This window comes from Comamonas sp. GW821-FHT11H03 (assembly GCF_058807955.1).
On record NZ_JBXARF010000010.1, the window covers coordinates 94666 to 120903 of the forward strand.

General features: G+C 62.8%; 18 protein-coding genes. 12 read left to right on the forward strand and 6 right to left on the reverse strand.

The window, feature by feature from the left end:
* The 4 genes from AC1RTQ_RS20515 to AC1RTQ_RS20530 all read left to right on the forward strand — a co-directional run bounded on the left by AC1RTQ_RS20515 (position 1) and on the right by AC1RTQ_RS20530 (position 5037).
* Complete coding sequence (locus AC1RTQ_RS20515) at positions 1-486, forward strand: MaoC family dehydratase (RefSeq protein WP_492878439.1); 486 nt, start codon at positions 1-3, stop codon at positions 484-486.
* 136 nt (positions 487-622) lie between these two features.
* The gene (locus tag AC1RTQ_RS20520; protein ID WP_492878441.1) at positions 623-1825 is read left to right on the forward strand and encodes an acetyl-CoA C-acyltransferase; all 1203 of its coding nucleotides are present in this window, start codon (positions 623-625) and stop codon (positions 1823-1825) included.
* A gap of 41 nt (positions 1826-1866) precedes the next feature.
* Positions 1867-3114, forward strand: coding sequence for a LuxR C-terminal-related transcriptional regulator (locus AC1RTQ_RS20525; RefSeq protein ID WP_302091736.1), 1248 nt, complete (start codon positions 1867-1869; stop codon positions 3112-3114).
* A gap of 471 nt (positions 3115-3585) precedes the next feature.
* Positions 3586-5037: a sensor domain-containing diguanylate cyclase gene (locus AC1RTQ_RS20530; RefSeq protein WP_492878620.1), complete on the forward strand. Its 1452-nt coding sequence runs from the start codon at positions 3586-3588 to the stop codon at positions 5035-5037.
* A 140-nt stretch (positions 5038-5177) separates the two neighbouring features.
* Here the strand turns inward: AC1RTQ_RS20530 and AC1RTQ_RS20535 are convergent, their stop codons facing one another.
* Positions 5178-6311, reverse strand: coding sequence for a CaiB/BaiF CoA transferase family protein (locus AC1RTQ_RS20535; protein ID WP_492878622.1), 1134 nt, complete (start codon positions 6309-6311; stop codon positions 5178-5180).
* Between the two features lie 528 nt (positions 6312-6839).
* On the opposite strand from AC1RTQ_RS20535, the gene AC1RTQ_RS20540 reads away from it, so the two are divergent.
* From AC1RTQ_RS20540 to AC1RTQ_RS20565, 6 genes are all read left to right on the forward strand, one after another.
* Positions 6840-8045, forward strand: a complete 1206-nt coding sequence (locus tag AC1RTQ_RS20540; protein ID WP_492878443.1) for an acetyl-CoA C-acetyltransferase — start codon at positions 6840-6842, stop codon at positions 8043-8045.
* 17 nt (positions 8046-8062) lie between these two features.
* Entirely contained in the window at positions 8063-10234 is a 2172-nt protein-coding gene (locus tag AC1RTQ_RS20545; RefSeq protein ID WP_492878445.1) for a 3-hydroxyacyl-CoA dehydrogenase NAD-binding domain-containing protein, read from the forward strand.
* 88 nt (positions 10235-10322) lie between these two features.
* Positions 10323-12029 (forward strand): GMC family oxidoreductase, encoded by a 1707-nt coding sequence (locus tag AC1RTQ_RS20550; RefSeq protein WP_492878447.1) that lies wholly within the window; start codon positions 10323-10325, stop codon positions 12027-12029.
* Between the two features lie 30 nt (positions 12030-12059).
* Positions 12060-14471, forward strand: coding sequence for an acyl-CoA dehydrogenase family protein (locus AC1RTQ_RS20555; RefSeq protein WP_492878450.1), 2412 nt, complete (start codon positions 12060-12062; stop codon positions 14469-14471).
* Between the two features lie 104 nt (positions 14472-14575).
* On the forward strand, positions 14576-15934 hold the full coding sequence (locus AC1RTQ_RS20560) for a spinster family MFS transporter (RefSeq protein ID WP_492878452.1): 1359 nt from the start codon (positions 14576-14578) through the stop codon (positions 15932-15934).
* 264 nt (positions 15935-16198) lie between these two features.
* Positions 16199-17824 carry an AMP-binding protein gene (locus AC1RTQ_RS20565; protein ID WP_492878454.1) on the forward strand — a complete coding sequence of 542 codons (1626 nt, stop codon included), beginning with the start codon at positions 16199-16201 and terminating at the stop codon, positions 17822-17824.
* Positions 17825-17926: 102 nt separating this feature from the next.
* Here AC1RTQ_RS20565 and AC1RTQ_RS20570 read toward each other — a convergent pair whose 3' ends face one another.
* Positions 17927-18325 carry a hypothetical protein gene (locus AC1RTQ_RS20570; protein WP_492878456.1) on the reverse strand — a complete coding sequence of 133 codons (399 nt, stop codon included), beginning with the start codon at positions 18323-18325 and terminating at the stop codon, positions 17927-17929.
* A 266-nt stretch (positions 18326-18591) separates the two neighbouring features.
* A complete protein-coding gene (locus AC1RTQ_RS20575) occupies positions 18592-20307 on the reverse strand; it encodes an N-acyl-D-amino-acid deacylase family protein (protein ID WP_492878458.1) in 1716 nt (571 codons plus the stop codon).
* 244 nt (positions 20308-20551) lie between these two features.
* On the opposite strand from AC1RTQ_RS20575, the gene AC1RTQ_RS20580 reads away from it, so the two are divergent.
* Positions 20552-21847: an MFS transporter gene (locus AC1RTQ_RS20580; RefSeq protein ID WP_492878460.1), complete on the forward strand. Its 1296-nt coding sequence runs from the start codon at positions 20552-20554 to the stop codon at positions 21845-21847.
* 11 nt (positions 21848-21858) lie between these two features.
* The gene (locus AC1RTQ_RS20585) at positions 21859-22569 is read left to right on the forward strand and encodes an EthD domain-containing protein (protein ID WP_492878462.1); all 711 of its coding nucleotides are present in this window, start codon (positions 21859-21861) and stop codon (positions 22567-22569) included.
* Positions 22570-22741: 172 nt separating this feature from the next.
* On the opposite strand, the gene AC1RTQ_RS20590 is transcribed toward AC1RTQ_RS20585, so the two are convergent.
* The 3 genes from AC1RTQ_RS20590 to AC1RTQ_RS20600 all read right to left on the reverse strand — a co-directional run bounded on the left by AC1RTQ_RS20590 (position 22742) and on the right by AC1RTQ_RS20600 (position 26203).
* Complete coding sequence (locus tag AC1RTQ_RS20590; protein ID WP_302091724.1) at positions 22742-23851, reverse strand: aromatic ring-hydroxylating dioxygenase subunit alpha; 1110 nt, start codon at positions 23849-23851, stop codon at positions 22742-22744.
* A gap of 158 nt (positions 23852-24009) precedes the next feature.
* Positions 24010-24846: an SDR family NAD(P)-dependent oxidoreductase gene (locus AC1RTQ_RS20595; RefSeq protein ID WP_492878464.1), complete on the reverse strand. Its 837-nt coding sequence runs from the start codon at positions 24844-24846 to the stop codon at positions 24010-24012.
* A gap of 22 nt (positions 24847-24868) precedes the next feature.
* A complete protein-coding gene (locus AC1RTQ_RS20600) occupies positions 24869-26203 on the reverse strand; it encodes a spinster family MFS transporter (RefSeq protein WP_492878466.1) in 1335 nt (444 codons plus the stop codon).
* Between the last annotated feature and the right edge of the window lie 35 nt (positions 26204-26238).

The following is a 26238-nucleotide window of genomic DNA, read 5'->3' on the forward strand; positions in this document are numbered from 1 at the left end:
ATGAATGCAGTCGCAGACAAGATGCTGTTTGACTCGGCAGCCTCGGTGCAGGCATCGGTGGGACGTCAGCTGGGCGAGACCGAATGGGTGCAGATCACGCAGGAGCGCATCAATCAGTTTGCCGATGCCACGGGCGATCACCAATGGATTCATGTGGACCCCGAGCAGGCCAGGAGCGGCCCGTTCGGCGCCTGCGTGGCCCATGGATATCTGACGCTGTCGCTGGCCAATCTGTTTTTGCCTCAGCTGGTCAGCTATCAGGGGCTGAAGATGGGCGTCAACTATGGCTGCGAGAAGGTGCGTTTTCCGGCTCCGGTGCTGGTGAACAGCTTCGTGCGTGGCAGTGGCGAGGTGGTGGCGGCGACGCCGATCGGGGAAGACGGCGTACAGGTCACGATCCGGATCACCGTACAGGTCAAGGATCAGGATAAACCCGGCTGTGTGGTTGAAACCATCAGCAGGCTGTTCTTTATCCCGGAAAATTGAGTGTGTGCAAGCGCCTGCTTCGGTGGACGTTTGCATTTTTTGTGAGGAGGGACGAGCCGCCAGCAGAGTGGCCGACCTCGATACGGCAGCAAAAGCTGCCCAGGGCGCGACGACAAGAAAGTTAGGAGACAAAGACATGAAAGACGCAGTCATCGTTTCGACGGCACGTACCCCCATAGGCAAGGCTTACCGTGGTGCCTTCAACGACACCGAAGCTCCGGTGCTGGGCGGACACGTCATTCGCGCGGCGCTCAACAAGGTGAGTGTGGCTGGTGCGGATGTGGATGATGTCATTTTGGGCATTGCCGCGCAGCAGGGCACGCAGGGCTACAACCTGGGGCGTCTGTGCGGCTATACCGCCGGCCTGCCGGAATCCGTGGGCGGCATGGTGATCGACCGCATGTGTGCATCGGGCCTGATGAGCATTGCTACGGCTGCCAAGGGTGTCATGACCGGCGAGATGAATATCGCTGTGGCCGGAGGCCTGGAGTCCATCTCCCTGGTACAGAACAAGTACAAGAATTCGTACCGAGCCCAGTCGAAGGCGGTGCTGGCCGCAGAGCCCACAGCTTACATCCAGATGATAGAGACGGCCGAGCTGGTCAGTCAGCGCTACGGCATCAGTCGTGAAGCCCAGGACGAGTACTCGCTGCGCAGCCAGCAGCGCGTGGCCGCTGCACAGCAGCGTGGTCTGTTCGACGATGAAATCGTGCCGCTGACCACGGTCAGGCAGCTGTTTGACAAGGAAGGCAATGTCGCCGGCAGCGAGGAAGTCACGCTGACCCGCGACGAGGGCAATCGTGCCGACACCACGCTGGAGAGTCTGGCCAAGCTCAAGCCTGTCTGGAAGAACGGCCAATGGGTGGAGCAAGGCCAGTTCATCACGGCCGGCAATGCATCCCAGCTGTCCGACGGTGCCAGCGCCTGTGTGGTGATGAGCGCTGATGAAGCTCGCAGTCGTGGCCTCGCGGCACTGGGCACTTATCGCGGTGTGGCCGTGGCAGGCTGCCGTGCCGATGAAATGGGGATCGGTCCCGTCTATGCCATCCCCAAGCTGCTCAAGCAGCATGGGCTGACGGTTGGCGACATCGGCCTGTGGGAAATCAACGAGGCCTTTGCCTGCCAGGTGATCTACAGCCGCGACAAGCTGGGCATTCCCGATGAGCGCCTGAACGTCAACGGCGGCGCGATCTCCATCGGCCACCCCTTTGGCATGTCGGGCGCCCGCCTGGTGGGTCACGCCCTGCTGGAGGGGCGTCGCCGTGGCGTGCGTTTTGTGGTGGTGAGCATGTGTATCGGCGGCGGCATGGGCGCTGCCGGCCTGTTTGAGCTGAACTGAGCCTATCTGTCTGCAACCAACCTTCAACCAAGGAGTTGAACATGATGGACAGCGCTTTCGCCAAGATGGGCTTTTCCACCTACACGCCGAGCTCCATCGCTTGCGTGATCAAGGATGTGCCCATATTCGACACCCCGGCTCCCGTGCGCGCATCGGCCGATGCGCCCTTCGTGAGCGCCGAGCAGTTCAGCTCGCTGATCAGTCAGCTCTATGAAGCTGCCATGGACCCAGAAGGCTGGAAGCCTTTTCTGGAGACCCTGCGTCTGCAACTGGGCGGCAATTACGCTTCGCTCATAGTGCGCCCCGGCTCCGCCGACGATGTGGGGCTGATCGTCTCGGCCGCAGGCGACCGCCGCGATCTGATGCCCAACTGTCCCAAGATCAGCATGAGCCCGTTTCGCAGCATGCCTACCGACCGCATCGTGACGGTGGGGGATGTGATGCCCGAGTCCGAGTGGCGCGCTTCAAGCTACTACAACGACTGGTGCAAGCAGCTGCAGGTGTTTCATGTGATGGCTGCCGACATCGTCACCAAGGACCGCTGCGTCTACGGTCTGCGCATCACGCGGCCCGAAGGGGCTCCGGCCTTCAACAAGCAGGAGCGTGCCTTCGGCTCCATGATGCTGCCTCACATCAAGCGCGCGCTGAATCTGCATCTGTCGGTGAACCAGGACCGTCAGGTCATCTCCCTCTACAGCAAGGCCACGGCCCAGCTGATGGTGGGGGTGGTCATCCTCGATCAGAACGGCAATGTGCTGGAGTGCAATCCCGCTGCGGCCAGCATCCTGGACATGCAGGACGGCCTGAAGATCTCCGGCGGCATGCTGGAGGCCAACTACGCCAACGACAACCGCAAGCTGCAGCGCCTGATCAAGGATGCGCTCATGCATACCCAGGTCTCGCGCCTGTCGATGACCGAAGGCATGTCGGTCAGCCGCCAGTCCGGCCAGCTCAACTGGGGCGTGGTGGTGCAAAGCATCTCGCCCGACGAGTGGACCGAGGGCAAGCAGCGCCCCAGTGTCGCCGTCTTTGTACGCGACACCGGTGGCAAGGCCGACCCACCCCTGAAGCTGGCTCAGCAGCTGTTCCAGCTGACGCCGGCCGAGACCTCGCTGGCCATCCAGCTGGCCAACGGCCTGTCGCTGGAAGAGGCCGCCGAAGCGCTCAACATCCGCCGCAATACGGCGCGAGCCCATCTGCGCTCCATCTTCTCCAAGACGGGGGTGCGCCGCCAGACCGAGCTGGTGCGTATCTTCCTCAACAGCGTGGCCTGGCTGGGCAACAAGTGAAGACGGTTGGTGGAAATGAAAAGCGGGCTTCGGCCCGTTTTTTGCATTTGGAGCAGAGTCGGACAATCTGCCTTCAACTATGACCGTGCAAAAACACCTCGCGCAGCCGGTCGATGGGAGGCCCGGTTCAGGCTGCTTGCGTGCAGCTTGTCTGTGCAGGATGGTCCTGTTGTCTCGCTGGCTTGCTTCTCGCATATTCCATCCACGCAAGTTCAATCGTTTGAAAACAAGCTGGCGGTCGCGGCGCGAATGCCAGCCAGTCACAGCAAGATAAGCCCCGACCCTCACTGGAGAAACCAAGGCAGAATGACGGGGCGCGGGGGGGAGTATTCGGTGTTCCTACGGAAGAAAGCACCTGCATGGCTAAACGGAAGAAATGTGACCGGCTCGCTCAAATAAAGCAACGACATGAAACTATTTCGCAAGCCTGCTTTTGATCACTTCAACTTCATCTCTCGTGCGCCCTATGCAATGCTCGTGGTGGGAGGGATTATTGCGCTGTCAATGACGGCGATCTGTACCGTAGTCCTCTATCAGAGTCGACTGGATGCAATGGAGCATGCGATAGAGACATCGCGCAATGTGGCGCTTCTTGCTGAAAACGATGTGGTGCGGAACTTCGAGCTCTATGCACTGTCGTTGCAAGCCGTGGTCGATGGACTCAACGATTCCGAAGTGATGGCTGCCTCGCCGCATGTGCGTAATGCGGCCTTGTTCGACAAGGCCGCAACTGCGAGCTATCTGGGATCCATCCTGGTTCTTGACGCAGACGGAAAAATTGTCCTGAATGCAGGGGGCGAGAATTCGGCGAACGGGCATTACTCGGATTATGACTTTTTCAAAGTGCATAAGGAGAGCCCGAGCATCGGTCTCTACGTGGGAGACCCTTATTCATCCATGCTGCATGGTGGCTCCCTGAGCATTCCTCTGAGCCGTCGGATTTCCCATGCAGACGGCTCTTTCGCCGGCATTGTGCTGATTGATGTTCAGCTGGAGTACTTTCAGAAACTGTTTTCCGTGCTTTCGCTAGGTAAACACGGATCGCTGGCCTTGATAAGGAAAGACGGGGCCATGATGATGCGGCAGCCCTTCGATGCAAAAGTCATCGGGCGCAATATCCGCAATGCAAGCACGTTCCAGCAGTTCATGTCGGCACCCGAAGGGAGCTTTTCGGATACCTCCTACCTTGATGGTGCTCAGCGGGCGTATTACTTCAAGAATCTGCCCAGCCTGCCATTCATCATCATGGTCGCCAAGGCGCATTCCGATATTTACGCGGTCTGGCGACAGAGAGCCTTGCTGATTACCTCGGTCATGGGAGCGCTCACCATGGCGTTCATCGGCCTGTCCTTCGCGTTCGGAGTGCAGCTCAAGCGCCGCATGCGCGCAGAGTCCGAACTGGCGCTGCTGGCGCGCACCGATGGCCTGACCGGCCTGAACAACCGCCGCAAGCTCGACGAGATCATCGAGTACGAGTGGCACAGGGCCAAAAGAAGTCACAGCGCCTTCTCGCTGCTGTTCGTGGATATCGACTGGTTCAAGGCCTACAACGACACCTACGGGCATCAGGCCGGGGATGCGGTTCTGGCTACCGTGGCCAGGTGCGTTGCCAACAATATCCGACGCCCCGAGGACAGCGCGGCCCGCTATGGGGGGGAGGAATTCATCGTGGTGCTGCCGGACACGGCCCTGGATGGGGGCGCGCTGATTGCGGAGAACATCCGGGAGGCGGTCTTTGAACTTGCGATTGCGCACACCGGAAGCGAATTCGGCTGCATCACGGTCAGCATTGGCTGTGCGGCCTGGGTGCCGGGCAAGGATCTGGACATGCAGGAGGTGCTGCGTGCGGCCGACAAGGCGCTGTATGGCGCCAAGATGACCGGGCGCAACAAGGTCGTTCTCTCCAGCGCGCCCGCTGCATAGTGGCGTGCCCCGCAGACTGATAATTAATGATAGCTACTACCGTATGATTTATATGAGTTTCAATATAAAAAGTATCTGAAATTCAATAAACAAAGGCGGTAGAAGCTATATTTTCTATAGCGTATATTCTGCGCCGGGGTTCAGGCGCAGGCCCCGCTATCGCGCAGCGCTGCAATATCTGCCCTGGCATAGCCCAGGGATGCGAGCACGGCATCGGTGTCCTGCCCGATCCTGGTTCCCGGTGTGGGGCTGCGCGCGGGGGTGCGTGAAAAGCGTGGGGCCGGTGAGGGCTGGCGCTGGGTGCTGCCGTCCACTTCCAGATCGATGAACAGATTGCGCTGGGCGTTGTGCGGGTGAGCGGGTGCATCGGCCAGACTCAGTACCGGGGCAAAGCAGACATCGCTGCCTTCGAGCTCTTCGCACCACTGTGCCTGCGTCTTCCTGCACACGATTTCTGCCACGCGGGCCTTGACTTCGGGCCAGTCGCAGCTCTGGTACTGGCGCTTGGGATCGACATCGGTCAGGCCCAGCTTTTGCAGCTGCAAGGCATAGAACTGCGGCTCGATGGCGCCCAGGGTGATGTGCTTGCCATCTGCGCACTCGAACACTTCATAGAAGGGGGAAGTGTTGAGAAAATGATTCTGCGCGGGATCGTCCTTCCAGTAGCCCATGGCGCCGCGCATCTGGTGCATCAGGCCACTCATGGCGGTCACTCCGTCGATCATGGCCGCGTCCACCACCTGACCCCTGCCGGACTTTCGCGCCTCGTGCATGGCGCACATGATGCCGAACAGCAGGAACATGGCTCCGCCCGCCATATCGCCCACGATGGTCGGTGGCAGCACGGGAGCCTGTCCGGGACGCATGGAGGTGGACATCACGCCCGTCAGCGCCACATAGTTGATGTCATGACCGGCGGCCTGGGACAGCGGGCCGGTCTGGCCCCAGCCGGTGACACGGCCAAAGACCAGCCGGGGCGCGCGGCGGGCTACTTCCTCGGGGCTGAAGCCCAGGCGCTCCATCACGCCGGGCCTGAAGCCTTCGATGAGTGCATCGGCAGACTCGATCAGCTTCCAGGCGGCGGCGCGTCCGGCCTCGGACTTGAGGTCCAGTGCGATGGACTTCTTGCCCCGGTTCTGCGCCATGCGCGGGTAGCGGGATGCCGCCGCATGGTCGGCGCTGCGCTCGATGAGAATCACTTCGGCGCCCATATCGGCCAGCATCATGCCGGCAAAGGGTGCAGGGCCTATGCCGGCAAATTCGAGGACGCGCATTCCGGACAAGGGGCCAGCGTTCTGGCCCTGGGACGGGTTTTCTGTGCTCAAGTCGGTCTCCTGTTGGGTGTCTGACTTTTCTATCTTGTGGATCCTGCCGGTTTTGGACCCGTCCGTTTGGAGTATGTCCGGGGTGCATGCCAGGCCAACACTGGATATTCCATAGAAAAGCAGAGCAAGACATGTTCAGGCTGGACGGGAAAGTGGCGCTGGTCAGCGGCGGTGGTCTGGTGGCCTGAGCCCGCCAGCCTTGCTCGACGGCATTGCGGTGGTGAAAGCCGGGAGGCTTTTTTGTCACTCAAGAGACCGCGAGCTGTGGCTCCGAGGGCGACAAAGCCCCCGCTGGGGGCATTGTCGCGGCGCAAACCGGCTTTCGCGTCCGCAGAGGCAAGCCATGTGCCGCCAGGGGCGGTTGTGGCCGGTTTTTCTCATAGTCTGCCCCTAGTCTGAATCAGGTAGGTTGGAGCAAAAGCCGTATGGCAATCTGAAAAAGAACTCGATAACAACCTGGTGATGTGAGGAAAGCAGATGGAGGCATTGATCTTCGACCATGTCCGTACCCCCAGAGGCAAGGGCAAGCCGGATGGAGCGCTGCATGAGGTGACGCCGGTCTGGCTGGCAGCGCAGCCACTGGTGGCGCTGCGTGAGCGCAATCGGCTTGATACGGCGGTGGTGGACGATGTGGTCATGGGCTGTGTGGTGCCCGTGGGCGAGCAGGGCGGCAATGTGGGCCGCATGGCGGTGCTGCAGGCCGACTATGCGCAGAGCGTGGCCGGCGTGCAGCTCAACCGCTACTGCGGCTCGGGCCTGGAGGCGGTGAGCTTTGCCGCGGCCAAGGTGATGGCGGGCCAGGCCGATATGGTCATCGGTGCCGGTGTGGAGATGATGTCCCGAGTGCCCATGGGCTCGGACGGTGGTGCCTGGGCGCAGGACCCGCAGCTGGCCAGCAAGACCTATTTCGTGATGCAGGGCATCTCGGCCGATCTGCTGGCATCGCTGCGTGGCCACGGCCGCCGTGATCTGGATGCGTACTCGGCTGAAAGCCATCGTCGTGCGGCCACGGCCTGGGCTGAAGGTCGCTTTGACAGGTCTGTCGTGCCTGTCAGGGACTTCCTGGGCATGACGCTGCTGGAAAAGGACGAGACCATTCGAGCCGGGACTTCGGTGGAGTCGCTGGCGACACTCAAGCCCGCGTTTACAGAGATGGGCCAGAAATACGGCTACGACAGCGTGGCGCTGCAGCGCTATCCGCAGGTCGAGCAGATTCACCATCATCACCATGCCGGCAACAGCTCGGGCATTGTCGACGGTGCGGCTGCCGTGCTGATAGGTACGGCCGAGGCCGGTGCCAGGCAGGGCCTGAAGCCCAGGGCCCGCATCCGCGCCTTTGCCAGCATCGGCTCCGAGCCGACCTTGATGCTGGACGGCCCGGCCCTTGCCGCACGCAAGGCCTTGGCCCGGGCGCGCATGCAGGCTTCCGACATCGATCTGTGGGAGCTCAATGAGGCCTTTGCCACGGTGGTGCTGACCATGATGGAGGAGCTGGACATTCCCCATGAGCGCATGAACGTCAACGGCGGAGCGATTGCCATGGGCCACCCGCTGGGAGCGACGGGCGCCATGATTCTGGGCACGGTGCTGGACGAGCTGGAGCGCACCGGCAAGCGCACGGCGCTGATCAGTCTGTGCGTTGCGGCGGGCATGGGCTCGGCCATGATCATCGAACGCGTGTGAATGAGGGAGCACAAGTCATGACAACAGAAATCATTCGCTACGCCGTCGATGAGGATGGCATTGCCACGCTGACGCTGGATTACCCCGGCAAGACCATGAATGTGATCGACCAGGCCTTCATGGACAGCCTGCAGGCCTGTATTGAACGCATGCAAGGCGACGACCGGGTGCGCGGCGGCATCATCACCTCGGGCAAGGACAGCTTTGTCGCGGGGGCCGACCTGATGGGCATGGAGGCCAATATCGACGCCATGGCGGACATGCCCATCGAGGAGCTGTTCGCCTCCTGCGCATCGCTTTCCAGGCTGCTGCGCAAACTGGAGAGTCTGGGCAAGCCGCTGGTGGCGGCCATCAACGGCATGGCACTGGGAGGTGGCTATGAAATCTGCCTGGCCTGCCACCACCGCATTGCCGCCGATGCCCCCACGGTCATGGTCGGCCTGCCCGAGGCGCAAGTGGGCTTGCTGCCCGGCGCCGGCGGCACCCAGCGCCTGCCGCGCATGATCGGCATTCTGGCCGCCATGCCTTTTCTGATGGAAGGCAAGCAGCTGCAGGCCGTGAAGGCCAGGGAAGCGGGTCTGGTGGACGAGGTGGTGGCTCCCGAGCAGTTGCTGGGCGCTGCCAAGGCCTGGCTGCTGGCCAGTCCCACGGCGGTGCAGCCCTGGGACGTGAAAGGCTTTCGCATTCCCGGTGGCGGCCCGCTGGATGCGCGCGTGGCCCCGGCTTTCGTGGTGGGCAACACCCTGCTGCAGGCCAAGACCTTTCACAATATGCCGGCGCCGCTGTGCATTCAAAGCTGCATCTACGAAGGCTGCCAGCTGCCCATCGACAAGGGCCTGCGCATCGAGAGCAAGTACATGGCCACGCTGTCGCGCAGCCCCGTGGCGCGCGGCATGATCCGCACGCTCTTCGTCAACAAGACCAAGGCCGAAAAAGGCATGCACCGTCCTGCAGGCTTCGAGCCCTTCAAATGCCGCAAGCTGGGTCTGATTGGCGCAGGCATGATGGGCGCGGGCATTGCCTTGGTGGCAGCCCAGCGCGGTATCCAGGTGGTGCTGATAGACCGGGATCAGGCCGCTGCGGACAAGGGAAAGCGCTACTCCGAGAAGGTGCTGGCCAAACAGGTGGACAAGGGCCGCCAGACGCGTGAGAAGGCCGATGCCATTTTGGCGCGCATTACGCCCGGCACCGACTACGAGTTGCTGCGCGATGCCGATATGGTGGTCGAAGCCGTGTTCGAAGACCGTGCCATCAAGGCCGAAGTGACCCGCAAGCTGGACGCCGTGCTGCCGCCTGGCTGCGTGCTGGCCAGCAATACCTCGGCCCTGCCCATCAGCCTGCTGGCGCAGGCGAGCGACAGGCCCGATCGCTTCATCGGTCTGCATTTCTTCTCGCCGGCCGACAAGATGCCGCTGGTGGAAGTCATTCGCGGCAAGCAGACATCGGATGCCACGCTGGCGCAGGCACTGGACTTCGTGGCTCAGCTCAAGAAGACGCCCATTGTCGTCAACGACAAGCGCGGCTTTTTCACCAGCCGCTTCATCGGCGCGTTTGTGGATGACGCCATCGGCATGGTGGCCGAAGGCATTGCCCCTGCATTGATAGAGAACTGTGCAAAACATGCGGGCATGCCCGTGGGGCCGCTGGCGATTACCGATGAGCTGTCGATTGATCTGTCCAAGCATGCGGGCGAATCCCAGGCCAAGGAGTTCCCAGAGGAGTACCGGCCCGGTCGCTCCGTGCCGGTAATCGGCAAGCTGTTCGAGCTGGGCCGCCTGGGCCGCAAGGTGGGCAAGGGCTTCTATGACTACGACCCCAGTGAGGGTGGCAGCGGCAAGCGCATCTGGCCGGGCCTGGCCGGGCATTACCCGCTCAAAGCCCTGCAGCCCAGCGCGCACGATCTCAAGCAGCGCATTCTCTATGTGCAGGCCGTCGAAGGAGCGCGTGCCATGGAGGAGGGCGTGCTGCTGGCACCGGCCGACGGCGACATCGGCTCGATTCTGGGCGTGGGCTTTCCGGCCTACACAGGCGGCCCGTTCTGCTTTATCGACGGCATAGGTCTGCCGCAGTTCGTGGCCGAGGCCGACCGTCTGGCCGATCTGTTCGGCGAGCAACTGCGCCCGCCGCAGCTGCTGCGCGATATGGCGGCCAGGGGGCAGACCTTCTACGGCAAGAGCGCAAGAGCCTGACAAGAGCACCAACGTGCCGCAAGGGGCGGGCCAGGGCTTGCCCCAGGTGCAGACACTCATCCGATAAATACATCAATGGAGACAAGCCATGGATGAAGTCTTCGATTACATCGTCATAGGCGCGGGCTCGGCGGGCGGCACACTGGCTGCGCGGCTGAGCGAGAACCGCGAGCACAAGGTCCTGCTGCTCGAAGGCGGCGCGAGCCACAAGGATTTGCTGGTTTCCATGCCTTCGGGCTGGGGCCAGATGATCAACAGCCCCCGGTATTCCTGGGGGCACGAAACAGAGCCCGAGCAGTACGCCGCCAAGCGCCGCATCAGCCTGCCGCGAGGCAAGCGCCTGGGGGGCTCATCCTCCATCAACGGCATGATCTATGTGCGCGGCGATCGGGCGGACTTCGACAGCTGGGCCGAGCAAGGGGCCAAGGGCTGGAGCTATGACGAGTTGCTGCCCTACTTTGTGCGCACCGAAGACCAGCAGAGCAGCGAACAGGAATTCACCCGGCCCTGGCACGGGCGCGGCGGGCCACTGACGGCCAACAATCTGCACAACCCACATCCGGTATCGCTGGCCATGGTGCAGGCCGCCATTCAAGCCGGCATGCCCGCCTGCAAGGATTTCAACAACGGCCACCCCGACGGGGCAGGGCTGTTTCAGGTCAATCTCAAGAATGGTCAGCGCTCGTCGGTGGCCAGGAACGCCATCGAGCCCGCCATGCAGCGGCGCAATCTGGATGTGCGCATGCAGGTGCTGGTCACCCGCATAGGCCTGGACGGGCTGCGCGCCAGCACGGTGCACTGGAAGGACCAAGCCGGCGCAAGCCACTCCGCCTGCGCAGGCAAGGAAGTGCTGCTGTGTGCAGGGGCCCTGCAGTCGCCCCAGTTGCTGATGCTTTCGGGCATCGGCCCGGCAGCGCACCTGCAGGAGATGGGCATCGAGGTCAAGGTGGATCTGCCCGGAGTGGGCGCCAATCTGCAGGACCATGCGATTGTCCCCATGTCCTGGCGCATGAAGGCCGGCACGCCCAGCCTCAACCGCTCGCTGCGCGGCCTGGGTATTGGCGCTTCGCTCATTCAGTACCTGCTGACCAGGCAGGGCGCGATGGCCATGCCGGCCTCGGAGTTTGCCGCCTGGTTCAGCAGCGATGCGAGCCTGCCCTACAACGACATCCAGATTCACGGCCTGCCCGTGACCGGCGATATCGAGGGCTATATGCGGGGCGGCAGGAACTACCGCACCGAAGCCTTCCCCGGCATGACGATGGCACCCTATCAGGTGCGGCCCTATTCACGCGGGCAGCTCAGGCTCAGAAGCCGCCATCCCGAGGAACTGGCCAGCATTCGCATGAACTTTCTGCATGACGAGCGTGACCGCAAGGCGTTGCTCCATGGAGTACGCATGGCCAGCACGATTGCCCGCCAGAGCGCGCTGGCCGGTCTGATCGAAACGCAGACGCGCCCGGCACCTGGCCTGCAAAGCGATGAGGAGCTGCTGGACTGGATCTCCATGTACATGGGCTCGGGCCACCACGCCAGCGGCAGCTGCCGCATGGGCCATGCCACCGATTCGCGAAGCGTGGTCACGCCAGACCTGCGGGTCAAGGGCGTGCAGGGGCTGCGTGTGATCGATGCCTCGGTCATGCCGCATCTGGTGTCGGGCAACACGAATGCTGCATCGGTGGTGATTGGCGACAAGGGCGCAGATCTGGTGCTGGGCCTGGCGCCGCCCGCTGCAAGGCAGTGGAGTGTGGCTGCGGTGCTACCGGATGTCGCAGCTGCCGCCGCCGTGGTTTGAGCGTTGGAAGAATGGGTGGAGACAACAAAGATGAACTTCGATTTCAGTGACGACCAGAACGCCTTGCGCAACGAGATACGCAAATTCCTGACCCGCGAATCGCCGCTGACCCAGGCGCGTGCCTTGCTCGACGGCGAGGGGCACCATGCCCGGGACGTATGGAGCGGCATGGCCCAGCTGGGCGTGACCAGCCTGATGCTGCCGCAGGACTGTGGCGGTATCGGCCTCGGTGCCATGGAGATGTGCGTGGTGGCCGAAGAGGTGGGCCGCCAGCTCAGCCCCGTGCCTCTGGCATCGACCATGTATCTGGCGGTGCAGGCCGTCCTGTTATCTACACAGGATCAGTCTGCGCAACGCCGGCAATGGCTGCTGCCGGTTTCGGGGGGAAGCATTGGCTGCCTGGCAGCGCCTGTGGACGGGCAGGAGCCGCCATCCGGGCTGCCCCTGTTTGACGGCAAGACCTTGAAGGGGGAATGTCCGCTGGTGGCCGACGGCATGGCCGCGCAATGGGGTGTGGCGCTGGCGCGCGATGCGACGGGGGCGGATGTGCTGGTGGCCTTCAGCTGTGACGGCTCGGTGCAGCGCAAGAAACTCAAGACGCTGGATCCTTCCAAGCCCTATGCCTTGTTGCGCTTTGACGGCACGGCGGCCGAGCCGCTTGACGGAGCCCGCAGCGCTGCTCAGGTGCTGGCACGCGTGCGCAATCGTGCTGCCGTGATGCTGGCCTTCGAACAGCTGGGAGCCGCCGACGCCGCGCTGGAGATGGCCTGCAGCTATGCCAGGGAGCGCAAGGCCTTTGGCCGGCCCATTGGCTCCTATCAGGGCATCAAGCACAAGCTGGCCAACCTCTACACCAGCAACCAGCTGGCCCGTGCGCATTGCTACTACGGAGCCTGGGCGCTGACGGCAGATATGGCTCTGGCTGATGGTGCGCCCGAGCTGGCCGGCGCAGCAGCGGCAGCTCGCGTGAGCAGCACCCAGGCGCTGTCGGATGCCGCGCAGGAAAACCTGCACACCCACGGCGGCATGGGCTATACGTGGGAGCTGGACTGCCATCTGTTCTATCGCCGCGCGCGTCAGCAGGCCGTGGAGCTGGGCAGTATCCACACCTGGCGCGAGCAGGTGGCGGTCGAGTTGCAAAAGCGGGTGCTTGCTCCTGCGCAAGAGAAGATTGTGCAGAGCACGGCCGCGGCGGAGCGCCAGTCCATGGACTTTGAGGACACGCCCGAAGAAGCCGTCTTCCGTGCCGAATGCCGCGACTGGCTGCAAGCCAATGCCCAGCCCAAGGCAAGTGCCGACGATTACTTCGGTCGCGACATGACTGCCGAGCAGCGCATGGAAGCAGCCCGGCTCTGGCAGGGCAAGAAGGCGGCAGCGGGTTTTGGTGCGATTACCTGGCCCAAGATGCTGGGGGGCCGGGGCGGCACACCCATGCAGGAGCTGATCTGGCGCCAGGAAGAGGGCAAGGTCAAAGTGCCCACGGGCATGTTCAATGTGAGCCTGGGCATGGTGTTGCCATCGGTGATGGCACATGCCAGTCCCGAAGTGCTGGGCCAGCATGTGGCCCCGGCACTGAGCGGAAAAAACCTTTGGTGCCAGCTGTTGAGCGAGCCGGGTGCCGGCTCCGATCTGGGCATGGTGCGCACACGTGCCGAGCGTGCAACCGATGGCCGCGAAGGCTGGATCCTCAACGGCCAGAAGGTCTGGACCTCTCTTGCGCAGTTTGCCCAGTTGGGTCTGGTGCTGGCAAGGACCAATGCGCAGGCAAGCAAGTTTGAGGGACTGACCACCTTCTTTCTCGATATGAACTCGCCCGGCATTGCCGTGCGGCCGATTCGCCAGGCAGGGGGCGAGTCCGAGTTCAACGAGGTCTTCTTCGAGGACGTGTTCGTGCCCGACAGTCAGATGGTGGGCAAGCTGGGCGGTGGCTGGAAGGTCACGCTGACAGGCTTGATGGCAGAGCGCCTGGCCATTGGCGGCGTGATGCCCGCCGAGCTGTGGCGCACCACGGCGGGCCTGCTGGCCGATCATCGATTTGACGGCAAGCCGGCGCTGCAGGACGGTCGCCTGCGCGAGCGCTGGGCCGACCTCTATCTGAAGGAGCAGGCGCTGTGGCTGCTGCAGTGCCGCGCGCTGACGGCGCTGAGCAAGGGGCGACAGCCCGGCCCCGAAATGAGCGGCGCCAAGAACGTGGCCGCTGCCGCGCTGCAGTCCTTCAGCTATTTCGCCATCGACTTGCTGGGCGAGCGCGGCGTGCTGGCCGCCAGCGAACTTGGCGAGCGTTTTGCCATGGTGGAGCGCCTGTGGTTCGGCTCTGCCGGCATGCGCATTGCGGGCGGTACCGACGAGGTGGTGCTCAACAGCATTGGCGAACGCGTGCTGGGGCTGGCTGCCGAGCCCCGTGCGGACAAGGACCTTCCCTTCTGCGAACTGCTCGCCTAGTGACTTGGCGCGGCACGCCGCAATGTGCCGCGTCCTTTTTTGCCGGGCATGCAAGGCTCCATTCAATCCACGTGGCGGAGATCACGTTTTTCAGGAGACAGGAAATGAGTGCATCTGCTGCGGCCCAAGTGCCGCAAGCCGCTTCGGTCAGGGTGCTGCCGGCGAGCAATGTGACGGGCTGGCGTCGTCACTATCTGCTGCTGGTGCTGCTGCTCGTGTATGGCGTGAGCATGATAGACCGTCAGATCATGGGGGTGCTGATTCAGCCCATCAAGCAGGAGATGGGGGTTTCGGACAGTGCCATGGGCCTGCTCACGGGTCTGGCCTTTGCGCTGTTCTACAGCATTCTGGCCGTACCCTTTGGCCGCTTTGCCGACCGCACCAATCGCCGCAACCTGATTGCCTGGTGCTGCGCCGGCTGGAGCGTTGCCACGGGTTTTTGCGGCATGGCGGTAGGCTTCTGGAGCCTGACGGCCGCTCGTGTGGGCGTGGCTGTGGGCGAGGCGGGCAGCACGGCGGCATCGACCACCATGATCGCCGACGTCTACCCGCCCGAGCAGCGCAGCCGAGCCATGAGCGTGTTCAGCCTGGGCCCGCATCTGGGCTCGCTGGTGGGTCTGGGTGTGGGCGCCTGGATTGCCCAGCACTATGGTTGGCGTGCGGCCTTTTTGTGGCTGTCTGTGCCCGGCGTGCTGATCGCTTTGCTGCTGCGCTTGACTTGCCGCGAGCCCTTGCGCGGCGCGCAGGAAGGTCGTGCCGTGGTGCAGGCAGCAACCGAGAAGTTCAGCGAGGTGATGTCGGCCCTGGTGCGCAACAAGGCGTTTGTGGGCCTGGGGCTGGCCAGCATGCTGATGGCGTTCTCGGGCTATGCGATCGGCATGTGGAATACCGCGTTTTTGGTGCGCTCCCATGGTCTTCAGCTCAAGGACGCTGGCGCCATCATGGGATTTATCGGCGGGCCGGGGGCGATTTTTGGGGCCTTGCTCAGCGGTTGGGTCACCGATCTGATGGCAAGGAGGGACGTGCGCTGGCAGATTGGCATTCCGGTTCTGGGGACGCTGATTTCGATTCCGCTGGGGCTGGCTTTCTATCTGGATGACTCTGCGGGACAGTGGGCGCTGGCCGGGCTGCAGATTCCGCATGCGATTGCCTACTACGGCCTGTTCTCCATCTTCTCCAGCTTCTGGGCGGCGCCGGTGTTTGCTGCTCTGACCAATGTGATTGCCTCCAGCCGTCTGGCGACTTCGCTGTCCATCTACAACCTGCTGCTGACTGCCGTTGGCGGTGGTCTGGGACCTCTGGCGGTGGGCCTTCTCAGCGATGCATTCAGCGTTCGGGCGGGCAATGAATCGCTGCGCTGGGCGCTGATCTGCATGCTCGCCTTCTATGCGCTTGCGCTGCTGATCTATGCCGGGACCATCAAGCCCTATGCATCGATGGTGACTACGAAAAAGATGGCTTGAGGCGATCTGGAGACAAACGATGGAGCGTATTTCCTCTGAGATTGTGCTTTCGTCGACCAAGCCCCGGGGAATGCCCGGGCGGAAGTTTTTTCAGGGTAGGTGCTGTTGGGCGCTGCTGACCGATCTGCGAGCATGCCCCCTCGAAACCACAAGGGTCTGCACCAGGTTCAAGCGGACGATGAATGTGGACAGACCGCCGACGAGCATTGCAGCACCTGCGGGACAAGTGGATTCATAAAACGGGAAGACAGACGGAGACAAGAGATGACACGGACCTTCAATCTGGCGGATATTTTTGAGTTGGTGGTGCAAGCTGTGCCGGATCGCGTTGCTTTTGGCTGCGGCAGCCAGACGCTGAGTTTCAGACAGCTCGATGAGCGAGCCAATCGGCTGGGCAATGCGCTGCGTGCGCGTGGCATAGGGCGGGGCGACAACGTCGGCATCCAGCTCTACAACTGCGCCGAGTATCTGGAGGCCTTTTTCGCCTGCAGCAAGGTCGGTGCCGTGCCGGTCAACGTCAACTACCGCTATGTGGCCGATGAACTTCAGGGGCTGTTCAACAGCCTGGATCTGCGCGGCCTGGTCTATGGCGCGGACTTCGATGCGTCGGTGCAGGAAGTCATTGCCCTGGTGCCCACTTTGCGCCTGGCGCTGCGGGTTGGCGAGGAGCGCCATGGCCAGTCCAGGACGGTGCAACCCTACGAGCGCGTGTTGGCCGAAGGTGCAAAGGAGCTCACGGACGCCGATCGCAGCGATGACGATATCTTCATGCTCTGCACCGGCGGCACCACGGGGCTGCCCAAGGGGGTGATGTGGCCGCATAAATCCTTGTTCATGGGGGCCTTGGGCGGTGGCGGCTATTACTTCCGTCGACCTCCCATCGAAAGGCCCGAGGAGCTGCTGCAGCTGGTGCCCAACAGCCCGGCGCTGGCCTATCTGGCTGCGGCCCCGCTCATGCATGGCGCAGCCATGTGGGCCACCCTGATCAGCCTGTTTTCCGGGCATCCGGTCTATGTGAACGATCGCAAGCACTTCGATCCCGTGCATATGCTGGACCTGATCGAGCATCACCAGATCAATGTGATGGCCGTGGTTGGCGATGCCATGGCCTTGCCCATCATCCAGGCGCTGGAGAACAACCCCGGGCGCTGGCCTCTCAAGTCATTGAGGATCTTCGGCAACGGCGGTGCCGTGTTCTCGCGTCATCTGCAGGAGCGGCTGCTGGTGCAGGTGCCGCATCTGATGCTCAACAACGGCATGGCCAGCTCCGAATCCGGCGTTCTGGGCGGGGGAGAGAAGACGCCCGAGGGCGAAGGCTTTATGCGCATCGCGCCGCGTCCCGACCTCAGCGTGATTTCCGAAGATCTGCGCATCCTGACTCAGCCAGGGGAAGAAGGCATTCTTTCGCGCCGTGGTCACATGCCCCTGGGCTACTACGGCGACCCCAAGAAAACGGCCGAAACCTTTGTGGTCGTGGAGGGCAGCCGCTGGGTGCTGACGGGAGACAAGGCCCGCATCGACACCACGGGTGAATTGATGGTGCTTGGACGAGGCTCGCAGTGCATCAACACCGGAGGCGAGAAGGTCTACCCCGAAGAGGTGGAGGAAACCGCGCGCCGCTACCCGCCGGTTCAGGATGTGGTGGTCGTGGGGCTTCCCGACGAGCGCTGGGGCAGCAAGGTGGTGGCCGTGGTGCAGGTGCAGCAGGGCCGCGAGTTCGACCTGCAGGAGTTCGAAAAGATCTGCCGCAGCAATCTGTCGGGCTACAAGATCCCGCGTGCCGTGTATCTGGCCCCGGAAGTCAAGCGCAGCCCGGCAGGCAAGGCGGATTACCGTTGGGCCAAGGCCTATGCGGCCGAGCATGAACCGCTGAGCGCCATAGAGGCCTGAACCGGAGGCAAGAGAGCAGTTGCAGACAGCAGAAAGAATACCCTGTTCGTCGCGCCTGACGACGGGATTTAAAGGAGGCTTCGGCCTCCTTCTTTTTTATCTTCAGCGTGGCGCAGCGCAGATCCGGCGCGCCGTCTTCTCGGACTTCAGCTCCACAAAGGCCTTGGCCTGCGCGTCATAGCGGTGTGCGATCACATACCGGCTGCAGCGGTCCGAATAGCGTGCGCAGGTCTGCATGGCAATGCAAAGATGAGGCCCGTTCCCCCAGACCTTGGCGGGCGGCCTGTCGTAAATGCCTTCGTACAGCGTCTGCTCCTGCGCTTCCCCGTCATTCCATCTGGCCACGATTTCAGAAGAGAAATGGTCAAAGCCGGCGCTGCTGTAGCTCACCTCGTAGTCAATCCTGCCCAGCTTGGTGATGGATGTGTGGCCCGTGACCTGCTTTTCCCAGGCCGCAGCTTCCTGCGCGCCGCAAGGCATGGCGCAAAAGCCCAGCAGCATGAGCCACGTTTGAAGCGGGGGGTAGAACTTGCGCAAATGCATGGTGGGCAGACATGGAGGATGACGGGGTCACTATATCGTTGGCATCTGCATGGCGTGAACACGATCTGCCCAAGGCACCTGTTCAGGGCACCTGCTTGATGCACCTGTTCGAGGCGCTTGGTCGAGACGTCCGATCTGTGCGAAGGAGGCCAGGGAGTATGGCGGCTCGCAAGCAGGGCGGGTCGAGCGGATCTGCTCCGCTCTGGCGGCAGGACTCACAGCGTTCAGCTGGCCCTTTGCTCGCTGCGCTTGAGCAAGCGGCCCGGCAATGCATCGGTGGCCATGCTGTCGCGGTAGGTGATCTGGCCGGACTTGATGGTGTAGCGGTAGCCTTGCGCGCCTTGCAAGAAGCGCTTGCCGCCGGCAGGCAGGTCGCGAACGATGTGCGGCGGCAGAATTTTGAGCGCCTGCAGGTCAATGAGGTTGAGATCCGCCAGCTTGCCGACCTGCAGGGCTCCTCGGTCGGCAAAGCCGTAGAGCGAAGCCGGCCGCTGCGTCAGCATATGGACGGCCTGCTCGATACTGAACAGGCCGCGCTCGCGCACCCATTCGGTGAGCAGAAAAGTCGTTGCGCTGCCATCGCAGATGGTGCCCACATGGGCGCCGCCATCGCCCAAGGCGGGTACGGTGTGCGGATGGTCGAGCAGCTCGTGCAGGGCGCTGCAGTCATGGTTTAGATAATTGGCCATGGGCAGATAGACCAGCGCCTGGCCTTCATTGCCCAGCATGAAGTCATACATCCAATCGAGCGGCGGCTGGCCGGCTGCGTCGGCCAGCGCCTGAACCGATTCGCCTTCTTGCGGCAGATAGTTGGGCTCTTGGCCGCACCAGGGGTACATGCCCGCAAAGTTCTGGCCGAAGTACTCCATGAACAGGTGGGGATTGCGGTCCTTCTCGCCGAGGATGGCGCTGCGCGTGCCCGGTCGGGCCAGCTCCTGGAGGCGTTCTGCTGGACTGAGCTGCGCCAGCGCTTCATAGCTGGGCTTGCAGGAGAAGGGGTTCAGGCTGCATTCAAACCCCATGAGTACGCCCACAGGGCGGTTGAGCACCTGGCCCATGATGCGCAGCCCGCCGGCATTGGCGGCGTCAATATGCCGCAGCAGCTCTCGGTGCAGTTGCGGGCGGTGCGGATACTGAAGCACGGTGAGCGTGCTGGCGCAGCCCGTGTCCTGACTGACGCGTGTGAGGATGCTGAATTCGTCCTCGACCTGCTCGAAGTCCGAGATCATCTGGAAAACGCTGTTCGGATAGCTCTTGAGCGAGAGTCCCAGCGCCAGCAACTCCTCGCTCACGGCCTGGTACATGGGGGTGAAGTCCCCCGACTTGGAGCGGTGGGCCATGGTGCGCGAGGTGGACAGCCCCACGGCTCCGGCTGTCAGGCCTTGCCTGATCAGCTCCTGCATGGTTCTGATGTCCTCGGCGCTGGCCTGCTCGCGGCGTATGGCGCGCTTGCCCATGGCATAGACGCGCAGTGGAGCGTGAGGCAGCAGGGCGGCAATATCGATGTCGTAGCGCTGCGCTGCCAGGGCTCGCAGGTATTCAGGGAAGCTTTCCCAGCTCCATGGCAGGCCTTCATGCAGCGCGGTGTCGGGGATGTCCTCGACGCCCTCCATGAGCGCAATCAGCGTGTCGCGGTCCTCGGGCCGGCAGGGGGCAAAGCCCACGCCGCAGTTGCCCATCACTGCGGTGGTCACGCCCTGCTGGGAGCTTGGCCAAAGCCTTTCATCCCAGGTTGCCTGACCGTCGAAGTGCGTGTGCACATCCACAAAGCCCGGCGTCACCAGCAGTCCGCTGGCGTCGATTTCCTGCGCAGCCGTGCCCAGGTCTTGGCCGATGGCGGCGATGCGCTCATGGCGCACACCGATGTCTGCGCGGTAAGCGGGGGCCTCGGTGCCGTCCACGATGCGGCCGTTACGGATCAGCAAGTCGAAGTGCTGCATGTGTCAGTCTCCTTGAGGTTCTGGTGTGCGGTCGAGCCCGCAGCCGCATTCCATTAAGAGGCAATCCGCGCCCAAGGCCTATCGGGGTTAGGGAATCGTCCGTTGGGACGATGTGAGGGAGGCTTCCCATGACCACGATGCTCAAGGCGGCGCCATCGGACTGGAGATGGATGCGGCCGCCATCTCGTCCTGGCAGCGGCGCAAAGGTGTGAGCTGCGGCGTGATGCAAAAAACCAAGAAAACAATGACAAACAAAAATCATCAGAACCCATCAAGGGTGTATGTGCTGGCGCTGCTGACGGCCTTGTCTGGCCTGACCTTCATGGACCGGCAGATCCTGGCTGTGCTGCTGCAGCCCATCAAGCAGGAGTTCGGCTTCTCGGACCTGCAGATCGGCCTGATTACCGGGCTTGGTTTTGCGCTGACGTTCGCAGTGCTGGGCATTCCTCTGGGGCGACTGGCAGACAGGCATGAGCGTCGCAGCCTGATTGCATGGTGCCGTGGCGTTGGTGGCAGCGTTGCGGCGCTGGGCGCGCTGGCCACGGGTTCGGGTGGACTGACTGCATCGCGCGCCGGTGCCGCATTGGGGGATGCCGGTGGCGGCGCTGCGTCCATGTCCATCCTGGCCGATCTGTACAAGCCCCATGAGCGCTCGCGTGCCATGAGTGTCTTTGGTGTCGGCAATGCGATGGGTGCCTTGCTGGCTTTGCTGCTGGGGCCGTTGTTTGCCGAGTTGTGGGGGTGGCGGGTGACCATGGTCATCATCGGCGTGGCCATCATGGTCCTGTCCCTGGTGCTGCGCCTGAGCATCAGCGAACCCGCTCGTACCATCCCGCAGGTGGCCTGCGGCCCGCAGGACGGCCGGCCACAGGCCCAGTCTGCCGTCGCCCTGATATGGACAGAGCCCGTGACCCGGTTTCTGATCATGGGCGCTGCCTGTGTCCTGATCGCGGGAATCTCGATCGGCGCCTGGAATGTGGCGCTGCTTGCGCGGCGTTTCGATCTCAGTCTCAAGCAGGCAGGGACGATTTCCGCAGGCGCTGCCGTGCTCTCGGTATCGGGCAGCCTGTTCTCCGGCTGGTTGACGGACCGGCTGGCGCGCAGCGATGTGCGCTGGCAGATTCGCATCCCCGTGATCGGCACCAGCCTGGCCATGGTGCTGGGGTTCGGCTATCTGCTGGTGGGCTCGGACATGTTCATGCTGTCCATTGCCTGCATGTTGATTTATTCGTTTTTCACGGCCTGGTGGGCTCCGGCCACCTACGCAGCCCTGAGCCTGGTCGTGCCGACCGAGCGGCGCGCCACGGCCAGCGCCATGGTCCTGATGGCCGGAGCCCTGCTGGGCAACGGAGTGGGACCTATCGTGGCGGGCTGGCTCAGCGATGCACTCAACACCGTTGTACCTGGCGAAGGCCTGCGCTATGCCATGGCGATCATGATGTGCACGCTGTTGCCGGCGGTGTGGGCGTTTTACCGTGCTCTGCAGCACTACCCTGGCGCCTATCGCAGGGCTCACGCCCCCGTGGTCGTTGCCGCATGAAGCCGGCCAAGATGAGCGAGAAGGATTGCTGCGCCGTATGGAAGATGATCTATCTGGCGCGGCGCAATCCGGCGTTGCGCCCACAGGATTTTGCGCAGGCCTGGCGCGAGCATTCCGCGCTGGGTCGTCAGTGCCGCAACGTGGGCCAGCGCGTCAAGGCCGTGGCCCAGTGCTCACGACATCTGCAGGCAGATGCCGCAGCCCTGAGCAAGGACTATGACGGCGTCAATCTCATGGTGCTGGCAGAACGCGAAGCCGGCTCTGCGATCTGGAGCGACCCGGAAACCCTGACCGTCATGCGTCCCGACGAGCCACGCGTTTTTGCCGACTATGTGCGCAATTTCTCGCTGCTGTGCCGTCAGCAGGTCTTGCATGGCTGCCGGTCCGTGGAGGTCCTGCCGCAGCAAAAGCAAGTCATGGTGATCGGCTTTTTGCAGCGCAGCGACGTCTGGCGGGGCGCTGCGGCCTTGCCGGAGATTTGTCCACCGCAGTGGCAAAGCGCTGCTCTGGGCCTGGCCAGCCGCATTGTCTGCAACACCGTCGATGAGCAACCACCTTCCGGCTACGGCTACCGCCATGTGGTCGAGTGGTGGTTTGACTCGGTGGAGCAGGCGCAGGCGGCAGCGCTGTCACTCGATGTCTCGGCCCGTGCGCAGGACGGCGAGTTCGGCTGGGGCGAACATGTCTTCGCGCTGACACAGGTGACGCATGCCAGGCCTTGAGGATGTATAAATTGATAGCTGTTATCGAATCATAAATAAGGATTTCAATATGTTTTGTATTGAATTTCCTTGTAGATAAAGCGCTGGAAGCTATGATTTTTAAGTGGGTTCCTTCCCCCAACAAAAAGGCCCATGCAAGTGCATGGGCCTTTTGCCTTGGAGATTCTCGGGATCAGGCCGTCGCTTCTTCGGCTTCCTGGGTATAGGCCACCATGCCGCGCGGAATGTACCTGCCTTCGCACTGGTCCAGATACTCGGCCGCCTTGGAGCGGGGGTTGTAGAACTGCTTGTACCAGATGCGGGCCTTGAGGAAGGCGCCGTCGCTGGGGATGAACAGCGGGTTCAGGCAGGGTGCCTTCTGCGACCAGACTTCGAAGTCCTGGGCAAAGGCCAGGCGGCTGGCCTCCTGGTACTGCTTGGCTGCGATCTCATCCGCCTTGGTGGGCAGGCCGCCATGCGCTGTCTTGACCAGCAGGTTGTGCCAGACCTTGATCCTGCCGTCCTCGATGGGGGTATGCATGATCATCATGAAGGAGTTGAACATGCCGCTGACCTTGGAGACCAGGATGGCGGGGCCGTGGTACCAGGTGTCGGTGTGCAGATCGGCGCTGGCACCGCCTTCGCCCACCAGGGTGCGGTGACCGCCGCACTGGCGCTGGATGGCGTTGTGGCCCTTGAATTCGTTCTCGAAGCGCGCCACGGTGGAGCCGTGGATGGGGCTGAGGTGACCATAGTCGGCAATATTGTCCACGACCTCCATGGGGTGCTGGTGCAGCTCGCCCAGGTAGTCCCACTGGCCGTTGACATAGGTCTCGTCATGCCAGTCGCCAAAAGTGGGCAGATCGTAGTCGGGCTCGCCACCTTCGGGATCGAACCAGACCCAGATGGCGCCGTATTGCTCGACCACCTTCCAGCTCTTGACCGCAGCCGCCGCCGGGATGGCTCCGTCGTGATAGGGGATGTGGTTGCACTTGCCGTCCGCGCCGAAGCGCCAGCCGTGGTAGGGGCAGCGGATGCCGTCGCCTTCCACATTGCTGCCGCCTCCGTCGATCACCACATAGCTGGTGGCGTTGGGCGCTGCCAGATGGGTCTTCATATGGGGGCAGTAAGCGTCCAGCAGCACGACCTTGCCGCTTTCGCGGCCACGGTAGAGCGCGAAATCCTGGCCGAAGAAGCGCACGGCCACGGGCTTGTGGGTGTCGAGCGCACTGGCCTCGGAAATCATGAACCAGCCACGCGGGTAGGTGAATTCACCGAGGCGGTAGTCCTTCGTGGTTGCCATTGCAGAGGTCTCCGTATTGAGTTTTGGACGGATGAATCTTCTGGCAAGTGACGTCGCTGCGCATACTCTGTTTGGACGAGTGAATGCGCGGCTTTGATATGGCGCAAATCGCACAGGGTTTGCCCTGGGTTGGGTGTTTGCGCACGCTTACATGCTGCTCACGTGGTCGCCGCCACGCGCTCTTTGTGAAGTGGTTGCAGGTCAATCATGGTGTAGCTCTTGGCCAGTGGCAGAGCGTCTTTCTCCGTGCCCAGCCAGAACAGTGCCTCCGCAATCTCTTCGGGGGTGGAGGCACCATAGCGCTGAGCCAGCAGGCCGTCGTCGCCCAGCGTGGCCTTGACGGCCTCGGTCGTCACCACGCCGGGGTTGACGCTGAAGGCGCGCACATTCTGCTGCTTGTATTCGGTGTTGACGCAGCCGGCCAGGCGCGCAATGGCGGCCTTGGAGGCTCCATAGGCAAAGCCCCAGCCGCCCTGGTCGGCGGGCACGGGCGGGTTGTACTGACCGGCAGCCGAGCACACATTGATGATGCGGCCGCCGCCTTGTGCCGCCATGGCCGGCAGCAGGCGCTGCGCCAGATGGAAAGGGGCGATGACATTGCCCAGCATGCAGCGCTGCAGCGACTCGGCTGTGATCTCGGGGATCAGGTGGTTGATCTCGCGGTTCTGGTAGACGGCGTTGTTGATCAGCAGATCGACACGGCCAAAGCGTTTGAGCACAGCGTCTGCGGCCTTGTCCAGGCTGCTCAGGTCCATCAGGTCCATGACATGCGCAAAGACCTCGCCCCCGGCGGCCTCGATGGCCTTGGCGGTGGACTCCAGACTGCCGGACAGAAGCTGGCCGCCTGGCAGGCGCAGCTGGTTTGCCATCTGCGCACCTTCGCTCAGCGTGCGGGCGGTGATGGCCACGCGCCATCCCTTGACGGCAAAGAAGACGGCGGTTGCCGCGCCGATGCCGCGACTGGCACCGGTGATGAGAACGACGGGTCGGCTCATGAGAGTCTCCAATTTTTGATGATCAGGCGGCAGCCATCTGCAACTGCTGCAGGCGCTGCTGATAGGAGCGGATGGCCAACGCGAAGAAAAGCGAAGTGATGACGAGCAGCGAGGTCACGCCCATCAGCGCCCAGCGCAGGCCTTCGGAGCCATGGGCCCGGGAAAAGTAGTCCGACAAAATGCCGGTTACCAGCGGACCCAGGCCCACGCCGAGCAAGGTCATGAAAAGATTGAGAAGTGCCGAGGCAACGCTGCGTTCGGCGGCAGTCACCATCTGGCTGACGGCGCTGTAGGAGAGCGTGGCAAACCAGCTCGCAAAAAAGCCGAACAGCAGGGCAAATGCCATGGCATAGGGAACCTTGATGCCGGCAACCGTCCAGAAGTCGGACACGGGCCAGAAAAACACGGCCACGCCTGCAGGCACGGCGCAGAAGGTGCCCATGGCGGCCAGGCGCAGCTGCCAGCGCGAGTCGCGCTGGGTCAATCTGTCGCTGAGCCAGCCGCAGAACATGGCGCCGAACACGGCACCCAGGCCGCTGGCCAGGCCGAACACCAGGCCGGCGTGGGAGATGCTCATGCCGTGAATGCGCATGAAAAAGCTCGGTGCCCAGACACCGTAGCCATAACCTGCAATACCGGCCACGCCGCAGGCGATGCAGATATTGCGCAGCGCCGCCATGCCCAGCAAACGCCTGACCTGGGCAAGCATGGATTCGCGCGGGGTGCTGCCTTGAGCTGCGGGCCTGGTGCTTTCATAGGCGCCACGTGCCGGTTCCTTGACAAAGAAATACACCAGCAGAGCAAGAATTACGCCCGGAATGCCGAAGGCGAGAAACACGGAGCGCCAGCCGTAATGCTGGGCCACCATGCCGCCGATGACCAGGCCCAGCAGCGTTCCGAGGTTGGGGCCCATCATGAACAGACTGATGGCAAACGAACGCATCTTGGGAGGATACAGGTCCGAGACTATGGACACCGAGGGCGCCATGCCACCGGCTTCGCCCACGGCCACGCTCATGCGGGCCAGCAGCATGTGCCAGTACTGCGTGGCCATGCCGCACGCAGCGGTGGCAAGGCTCCAGATTCCGCAGCACAGGGCCACGATGTTGCGGCGGTTGCGGGTGTCGGCCAGACGCCCCACAGGCACACCCAGCATGGCATAGATCAGACCGAAGGCCAGCCCCGTGAGCAAACCCATCTCGGTGTCGGAGGCGCCGAATTCCTGTTTGACGGGCTCCAGCAAAATAGACAGAACCTGTCGGTCAATGAAGGAGAAAATATAGACCAGCGCCAGAAGGGCGAGGCTGAGATGAGTGCGCCAGTTGACGGCGGGAGGCGGGGTTTGAGGGGTGTGCATGCGCTGCATCGTGCGAGGGGCCTAGGGTTATGCCA

Coding starts and splice junctions, on each gene's coding strand:
- AC1RTQ_RS20515 (WP_492878439.1), top strand. CDS start 1: ATGAATGCAGTCGCAGACAAGATGCTGTTTGACTCGGCAGCCTCGGTG.
- AC1RTQ_RS20540 (WP_492878443.1), top strand. CDS start 6,840: ATGGAGGCATTGATCTTCGACCATGTCCGTACCCCCAGAGGCAAGGGC.
- AC1RTQ_RS20555 (WP_492878450.1), top strand. CDS start 12,060: ATGAACTTCGATTTCAGTGACGACCAGAACGCCTTGCGCAACGAGATA.
- AC1RTQ_RS20600 (WP_492878466.1), bottom strand. CDS start 26,203: ATGCACACCCCTCAAACCCCGCCTCCCGCCGTCAACTGGCGCACTCAT.
- AC1RTQ_RS20565 (WP_492878454.1), top strand. CDS start 16,199: ATGACACGGACCTTCAATCTGGCGGATATTTTTGAGTTGGTGGTGCAA.
- AC1RTQ_RS20595 (WP_492878464.1), bottom strand. CDS start 24,846: ATGAGCCGACCCGTCGTTCTCATCACCGGTGCCAGTCGCGGCATCGGC.
- AC1RTQ_RS20570 (WP_492878456.1), bottom strand. CDS start 18,325: ATGCTGCTGGGCTTTTGCGCCATGCCTTGCGGCGCGCAGGAAGCTGCG.
- AC1RTQ_RS20575 (WP_492878458.1), bottom strand. CDS start 20,307: ATGCAGCACTTCGACTTGCTGATCCGTAACGGCCGCATCGTGGACGGC.
- AC1RTQ_RS20550 (WP_492878447.1), top strand. CDS start 10,323: ATGGATGAAGTCTTCGATTACATCGTCATAGGCGCGGGCTCGGCGGGC.
- AC1RTQ_RS20530 (WP_492878620.1), top strand. CDS start 3,586: ATGCTCGTGGTGGGAGGGATTATTGCGCTGTCAATGACGGCGATCTGT.
- AC1RTQ_RS20585 (WP_492878462.1), top strand. CDS start 21,859: ATGAGCGAGAAGGATTGCTGCGCCGTATGGAAGATGATCTATCTGGCG.
- AC1RTQ_RS20580 (WP_492878460.1), top strand. CDS start 20,552: ATGACAAACAAAAATCATCAGAACCCATCAAGGGTGTATGTGCTGGCG.
- AC1RTQ_RS20520 (WP_492878441.1), top strand. CDS start 623: ATGAAAGACGCAGTCATCGTTTCGACGGCACGTACCCCCATAGGCAAG.
- AC1RTQ_RS20535 (WP_492878622.1), bottom strand. CDS start 6,311: ATGCGCGTCCTCGAATTTGCCGGCATAGGCCCTGCACCCTTTGCCGGC.
- AC1RTQ_RS20590 (WP_302091724.1), bottom strand. CDS start 23,851: ATGGCAACCACGAAGGACTACCGCCTCGGTGAATTCACCTACCCGCGT.
- AC1RTQ_RS20525 (WP_302091736.1), top strand. CDS start 1,867: ATGATGGACAGCGCTTTCGCCAAGATGGGCTTTTCCACCTACACGCCG.
- AC1RTQ_RS20560 (WP_492878452.1), top strand. CDS start 14,576: ATGAGTGCATCTGCTGCGGCCCAAGTGCCGCAAGCCGCTTCGGTCAGG.
- AC1RTQ_RS20545 (WP_492878445.1), top strand. CDS start 8,063: ATGACAACAGAAATCATTCGCTACGCCGTCGATGAGGATGGCATTGCC.